This window comes from Microvirga sp. HS2, from assembly GCF_055792805.1.
The window spans coordinates 1-1,039 of sequence record NZ_JBVVAJ010000101.1; the positions used below are offsets into that span (position 1 = coordinate 1).

The following is a 1,039-nucleotide window of genomic DNA, read 5'->3' on the forward strand; positions in this document are numbered from 1 at the left end:
CTAGAGCGGTTTGGGGTTGAACGGAATCGGGAAGTCTGACTCGATGGTGGTCAGGGGCGTGAGCACAGAGGCTCGCCATGACCACACCGTTGTCCCAGGACCTGCGCCGGCGCATCGTGCGGGCGGTTGAGAAGGGCAGTTCGATCCGCCAGGCTGCCGCTCGTTATGAGGTCAGTCCCTCGGCCGCTGTGAAGCTGATGCGGCGGCTGCGCGAGACCGGCTCTGTCACCCCAGAGCGTATCGGGGGCCATCGCCGTCCGGTGCTTGAGCCGCATCAGGATCTGCTCCGCTCCCTGGTAGAGGGCAAGTCCGGCATCACGCTGGCCGAGATCCAAGCCGAACTACAAACCCGTGGAATCGTGGTGCAGGCGCTCTCGACCATTCATCTGATGCTCAAGCGTATGAGCCTGACGCACAAAAAAAGACACTCCGGGCAGCCGAGCAGGACCGGCCGGACGTAGTTCAGGAGCGCCGCCGCTTTCGGGTGTGGCAGCGCTTCATGGATGCCAGCTGCTTCGTGTTTCTCGACGAGACCGGAACTGCCACCAACATGACCCGGCGTTATGGCAGAGCGCCGCGCGGGCAGCGGGTGGTCGATGCGGTGCCGCACGGGCACTGGCTCACCACCACCTTTGTGGCGGGTCTGCGGGAAAGCGGCATCATCGCTCCGCTCGTCGTGGACGGGCCCATGCGGGGCGAGATCTTCAAGGCCTATGTTAAGCAGATGCTGGCACCAGCCCTCTCGCCTGGCGATGTGGTCGTACTCGACAATCTGGCGGCTCACAAAGTGACCGGCGTCGAGGAGGCCATCCGAGCGGTCGGGGCCAGCCTGCTGTACCTGCCCCCGTATAGCCCCGATCTCAACCCAATTGAGCAGCTGTTCGCCAAGCTCAAGGCGCTCCTGCGCAAGGCGGGCGCACGTACCAAGGAGGCGCTCTGGACCACCATCGGAGAACTGCTGGACGCCTTCGAGCCGAATGAGTGCCAGAACTACATCAGGAACTGCGGGTATGAGCCCGTCTAAGTCGAATCTGCTCTA

General features: G+C 63.5%; 1 protein-coding gene. It reads left to right on the plus strand.

From position 1 onward, the window contains the following. Nucleotides 1–77 precede the first annotated feature (77 nt). Nucleotides 78–1,024 (plus strand): IS630 family transposase gene (locus ACS5Q0_RS27485; protein ID WP_473129790.1). Its coding sequence is split into 2 segments (ribosomal slippage): nucleotides 78–417 and nucleotides 417–1,024, totalling 948 coding nucleotides; the frame shifts between segments, so codons are not numbered across the junction. Nucleotides 1,025–1,039: the final 15 nt, after the last annotated feature.